Genomic DNA, 5909 nt, shown 5'->3' with positions numbered 1-5909 from the left:
TATTAAATAAAGAAAGGGGGGGGGAAATTCTATTGTTTTATTTTATAAAAATATTTCACGTGTTTATTTATAAAATAAAGGTTGTATTGTGAATGATTAATATATTTCTAAATGATAAGTTCGTTTATTATTTATTTTTTTTTTAATTATCTTAGTATAATGTAAAAATATGATATTGAGTGTTTTGTATGTATTTATACTGATTATTTAATTTTCTTTTTGAGTAATATTCTCTGTTGAATTGTATCTGTGTGTTTTTTAAATATTCTTCTTTTTAACATGTTTTCAAATATCCTGATATCGGGTTCTTTTATATTAGGTTTATTATTATTGATACAATGTATAATATTTCTTTATAAAGTATCATTGTAATGTTAAAATATAAATAATACTTTTTTTTAGAATAGATCCATTTAAAATCTAATTTTTTTGTTTTCACTCTTGATAAAGGATATTTTAGTATTCACAAAAGACATATTTTACATATATTATTAATAAACCAAGCAATAAACACAACAAAAACGGCATTGCAACAGTTAAGTCAACAATGATCTATCTAAGGGGCTAAAGAATAATTATAAAAATAAGTAAACCTAAAATAAGAAAAAAAATATTAATTAAAAATTAATTCTTACACATTCTCAAATAATTTAAAAAAAAATAATAAAAGGAGCTTAGATTTATTTTTATTTAATATCTTGGATGATAGTTTGGACTTTCATTAGTAATGGTAATATCATGAGGATGACTTTCAGACATACCATTAGGAGTTATATGAACTAATTCTGCTTTTTCATGCATTTCTTTAATTGATTTAGCCCCAACATAACCCATTGATGATTTTAAACCACCCATTAATTGATAAACTATTTGACTAGCTTCTCCTTTATATGGAACTACTCCTTCAATACCTTCTGGTACTAATTTTGAGGAATTCATATTACTACTTGAACCTTGGAAATACCTATCTTTTCCTGCTCCAACTCCACCAGTCATAGCACCTAAAGAACCCATTCCACGATATTGTTTATATTTACGTCCATTTCTAATAGTCATTTCCCCAGGAGATTCAGTTGTTCCAGCAAGTAAACTACCAAGCATAACTGCATTTGCTCCAACAGCTAATGCTTTTGCTATATCTCCAGAGTATCTTAAACCACCATCAGCAATTACAGGTATTCCATGATCTTCTGCTACATCTGCAACACTTGAAACAGCACTAAGTTGAGGTACACCTACACCTGCAACTATCCTAGTAGTACAAATTGAACCTGGACCTATACCAACTTTTATACCATCAATTTCTGTTGCATCTAACATGTCTTTTGCAGCCTTTGCAGTTGCAATATTACCCAGTAATATATCTGCATCAACATTTTTCTTCATTTCATTAACAGATTTGAAAATATCGGTTTTATGTCCATGTGCACTATCTATAGCAATAATATCTGCCCCAGCATCATCTATTGCCATTGCTCTTTCAATATCAAACGGACCACATGCTGCTGCAACAAGATATCTACCATTTTTATCACGTGCTGCATCAGGATATTTTTTACGTTCTAAAATATCTTTCATTGTTACTATACCAAGAAGTTCATTAACATCAGAAACTACTGGTAACCTTTCAACTTTATTTTCATATGCAACATCTAATGCTTCTTCAGTAGTTGTGTTTTCAGAGATTGTAACTACTTCCTGAGTCATTGCATCGGATACTTTACGATTTAAGTATTTACCTCTTAAAGGTTTAATATCTCTACGACTTATAATACCTACAACAATATTATCATCATTTACTACGGGTAAACCACTTATTTCTTCAATATCCATGATTTGTTGTGCTTCAGAAACAGTTTCATCAGGAGATATTGATATAACTTCTTTAACTGTTAATTCATTAGCATATTTAACCTTTTTAATTTCTTTAATTTCTTGTTCAATAGTTAAATTTCTATGAATAACACCAAGTCCACCTTGTCTTGCTAGAGATATTGCCATGTTTGCTTCTGTAACAGTATCCATAGCAGAACTTACAACTGGTGTGTTTAAATGATAGTTTGTAGATACTTGTGTATCTAATTTTACATCATTTGGTTCTATACATGATAATCCTGGTTTTATAAGAAAATCATCAAATGTATATGTGTCTTCTGCTTTTGTTAATTTATCCATATATTTATTCATATAACGCCCCTTTTATTTAATAAATAATCATTCAAAAGTCATATACTAAAAAAATTTAAAAAAAATATTATTAGTATTTCTATTAGTATTATTTTTATCTAAAATTCTAATTAAATGTTATCTTTTAATTGTCTTACTAGTAAACTATCAATAGTTCCATTATTTCTATCTCCACCAGTACATACACACCCACGTACACCCATAATATCACAGTTAATATCTTCAAGAAGAGGTATATCAGATGCATTAACTGAACCTGCCAGTGCTACTTTAAGATTATAATTATGGGATGTTTCAACAAAACTTTTTAATTCATCATAAGTCATATGATCTGTTAATCTACGTCCATCTTTTAGATATGTGTCAAGCATTGCTAAATCACAACCAGAATCAAATGCTACTTTAGGTATATCTGTAGGCTCAACAGATCCCACCCTGTATGCATCAGCATACCCACATGCTACAACAGTTATATTTTCATCATAATTATTTATTGTTTTAACAACTGCATTCATTACTTCAACTGCTTGTTCATAGTTTTCAGGACCATATAATCCTACTTTAACATAATTTGAGCCTGAAACTGCACTACCTAATGCTGCTAGTGATACTGTACCTGGTTTATATGGTACGTCCCCTATGGTTGTACTGACAATTACATCCTCTGCATAATCACTAATTTCTTTTATAACCCATGGAAAGTTAGCTCCTAGAGACCCTTCCTTAGGATTTTTCACATCTAAAATATCAGCACCACCAGCGAGTGCCTCTTTAGCTTCATCTAAATTTATTGCACTTACTAATAATTCCATTTCATCACCAAATTTATTTAAAAAAAAGATTTAAGAAAGAATAATTAAAATACTTTCAATTCCTTTAGTAATTTATCTCTTTCCTTTTTTAGTTCAGCAATTTTATCCTTATTTTCATCGTTATTTTCCTTTTCCAACATTTTAATTGTGTTTGTAATTGCTTCAAGATTTAATTCTAAAGAATTATATACCATAATTAACACCTTTTAGAAGTTTTTAATATTTCTTGTTACTGGTAGTTTTCTTAACCATCCAATATCACTTTGATATAACATACGAATATCTTCTATTCCATATCTCATCATTGCAAGTCTTTCTATTCCAAGACCAAATGCTGCTACTTGTGTTTTTATTCCTAATGGTTCTAGTACTTCTGGTCTAAACATTCCAGATCCACCTAGTTCCATCCAACTTTTCTTTTCTGGAACATAAATTTCAGATTCTATGGATAAGTATGTGTATGGGAAGTATGCTGGTCTAAATCTTACTTTAAAACCTAATTTTCTATAGAATTCTTTAAGTATTCCAAGTAGATTTTTAAAACTCATATCTTCTCCTGCAACAATTCCTTCCACTTGATGGAATTCAGGTAAGTGTTTATAGTTAATTGTTTCACGTCTAAATACTCTTCCTACTGAAAACATTTTAAGTGGTGGTTGATGTTTGGAAAGATAACGTACAGATAAACCAGTTGTATGTGTTCTTAGAACTATTTGTTTTGCTATATCCTCATTCCATTTATAATTCCATCCTTCACTACCAGTATTTCCACCATGTTCATGTTCAGCTCTAGTTTTTTCAACTAAATCCCCACCAGGCAGTGTTGCTTGGGAAGGATTACTTACATAGAATGTATCTTGCATTTCACGTGCAGCATGATCTTGTGGCTGGAATAACATATCAAAGTTCCAGAATGCTGATTCAAGTATTGTTCCCTTTGCCTCATCAAAACCCATGTCAATGAAAATATCTCTTATTTCTTCAATTGTTTGTTGAAGAGGATGTATTTTTCCAGGATAATTCTTTGGTGCTGATGCATTGATATCATATCCCCTGTAGTGTAGATTTTTCCAGGAACCTGTTTTTAGTTGATCGTGTGTTAGTTGTGTTGCCTCATTTTGTATGGAAAATCCTTCATCTAATATTTTCTTTCCAATATCATTAAGTATAAAATGGAAGTCTTGAGATGTTTTAATATTAAGTAAATCTTTTCTCTTATTAAATTCAGCCCTAACCTTAATAAATTCTTCAGGTATGTTTTCTTCAGTGATTTGCTTCTTATCATGTAGGAATTTAAGGAATTTAACTTGAGGTAGACTTGAAATATCTGCATTTTTTCCTTCATCTGTAATTGCTAATTTTCCATTGTTCATTTTAGCCCAATGATGACGCATAAGTATACCAATTGAAAAGTTCATCTGAGCCTTTGATACTTTAGCCCTTTCAATAACTTCATCCATACCCACTTCATCTTTTCCTTCATTACTAAAATCTTGTAATGCTTTTAGTATCCTGTGTTCTGGAAGTCCATTTAATGCATAGTCTTTTCCTTCCTCAGATAAACTTATATTATCTGTTGATGTTTTATCTACTGTGATAATATTTTTACTCTCAAGCATTCCTGCCGCACTTGTTACTGCTTTAACAGGCATTTGTTCTAATTTAGCTATTTCTTCTGGAGTTAAATTAGAATTTTTTGCAAGACCATCTAATAATTTTTTTTCATAAAGATGTAATTCATTTATTATTTTTTCTATCATTTATTATTATTCCTCCCCTACTGTTATATACCAGATTGTGAATACTTATCAACTAACCCTACAAATAATGATGCTGCTGTAAAATCAGCTGTTGTTCCAGGATTATATTTATTATTTCTTAAAAATGTATCGAATTCTTTTAATTGATTTAAACGATCTGTTGAAGCTATTTTTGTATTTTTTAATATGGTGCTAGCTTGTTTAGATACTTTTTGTGCTACCCTATCACCATACTTTCTAGTAATTAATGTATCAGGCACATTAGCAAGTATTGTTAAGTAAATTTCAAGTGTAACATCATTTTTTGAATAATCATTCATATACTTAGCATATGTTGGATAACCATACTTTAAAATTACTGGTAAACCATTGATTAATTCATAAGATATCTTATCATAACTAGCAGACATTTCAAATAGATTGTATAAGTTTATATTATTTCTACGAATATCTTCTATAGTATCCTTATTATTAACATCATACTCTGAAGTCTTATTATCTAATCCACCAGCATTAGCTAAAGATATTGCTTTAATCAAACATATTGCATCGTCTGTAGAACTATTTTCTAAAATAGTTTTAAGAATATGTGGAAAATTAAATAAGGTATCCTCATCCTTAATTGCACCAAAAGCTGCTGCCATTGGAATAAGAAGCATACTTATTCCAAGATTTGTATTAGTCTTTACTAGATTCTGTGTATTTCTAATACAACCATATATACAACTTCCAACATTTATCTGATTTAACATTCCAGGATAATATGTAGAAGCATTATTTGCAACAAGTTCCAAATTTTCTCTAATAGAAGTACTACTTATTAGAAAATCCTCATAAAACATGTCACTAAAATCTTGTGTTCTATGAACATTACCAGGTTTTGGATATCCACTAACTTCTAGTAACGTTGCAATTTCACCTAACTTAGCTATGTCCTGATTATTTAATTTCATATAATCAACATATCTCCTAATACTCATTAAAATTCATTATTATAGAATAATTCTTATATTACATTAATAAACATGAAAAACAGAAAAATAAAATCTATTATCAAATATTTATCATTAATTAAATTTATGTTTAAACTTAATTATTAATATTAGGGTAGGTCACTGTCAGAAACTTAGTTGATTTTTGAATTTTTAAA

General features: G+C 29.2%; 5 protein-coding genes. All 5 read right to left on the bottom strand.

From position 1 onward, the window contains the following. Positions 1-690: 690 nt before the first annotated feature. Positions 691-2187, bottom strand: coding sequence for an IMP dehydrogenase (guaB, locus tag BZ132_RS02215; protein WP_011406032.1), 1497 nt, complete (start codon positions 2185-2187; stop codon positions 691-693). Between the two features lie 110 nt (positions 2188-2297). Further along, positions 2298-2999 (bottom strand): (5-formylfuran-3-yl)methyl phosphate synthase, encoded by a 702-nt coding sequence (locus BZ132_RS02210; RefSeq protein ID WP_286940331.1) that lies wholly within the window; start codon positions 2997-2999, stop codon positions 2298-2300. Between the two features lie 44 nt (positions 3000-3043). Next, positions 3044-3193 carry a hypothetical protein gene (locus BZ132_RS02205; protein WP_172617513.1) on the bottom strand — a complete coding sequence of 50 codons (150 nt, stop codon included), beginning with the start codon at positions 3191-3193 and terminating at the stop codon, positions 3044-3046. A gap of 12 nt (positions 3194-3205) precedes the next feature. Further along, positions 3206-4759, bottom strand: coding sequence for a phenylalanine--tRNA ligase subunit alpha (locus tag BZ132_RS02200; RefSeq protein ID WP_112149366.1), 1554 nt, complete (start codon positions 4757-4759; stop codon positions 3206-3208). 23 nt (positions 4760-4782) lie between these two features. Further along, on the bottom strand, positions 4783-5712 hold the full coding sequence (locus BZ132_RS02195) for a triphosphoribosyl-dephospho-CoA synthase (protein ID WP_286940328.1): 930 nt from the start codon (positions 5710-5712) through the stop codon (positions 4783-4785). Positions 5713-5909 lie beyond the last annotated feature (197 nt).

Origin of the sequence: Methanosphaera sp. DEW79 (assembly GCF_003266085.1) — an archaeon.
Lineage (GTDB): Archaea > Methanobacteriota > Methanobacteria > Methanobacteriales > Methanobacteriaceae > Methanosphaera > Methanosphaera stadtmanae.
This window is presented reverse-complemented; position numbering and strand designations above follow the sequence as displayed.

Bases quoted from the DNA above. Each gene is read 5' to 3' on its own strand.
- guaB (WP_011406032.1), bottom strand. From the start codon at position 2,187: ATGAATAAATATATGGATAAATTAACAAAAGCAGAAGACACATATACA.
- BZ132_RS02210 (WP_286940331.1), bottom strand. From the start codon at position 2,999: ATGGAATTATTAGTAAGTGCAATAAATTTAGATGAAGCTAAAGAGGCA.
- BZ132_RS02205 (WP_172617513.1), bottom strand. From the start codon at position 3,193: ATGGTATATAATTCTTTAGAATTAAATCTTGAAGCAATTACAAACACA.
- BZ132_RS02200 (WP_112149366.1), bottom strand. From the start codon at position 4,759: ATGATAGAAAAAATAATAAATGAATTACATCTTTATGAAAAAAAATTA.
- BZ132_RS02195 (WP_286940328.1), bottom strand. From the start codon at position 5,712: ATGAAATTAAATAATCAGGACATAGCTAAGTTAGGTGAAATTGCAACG.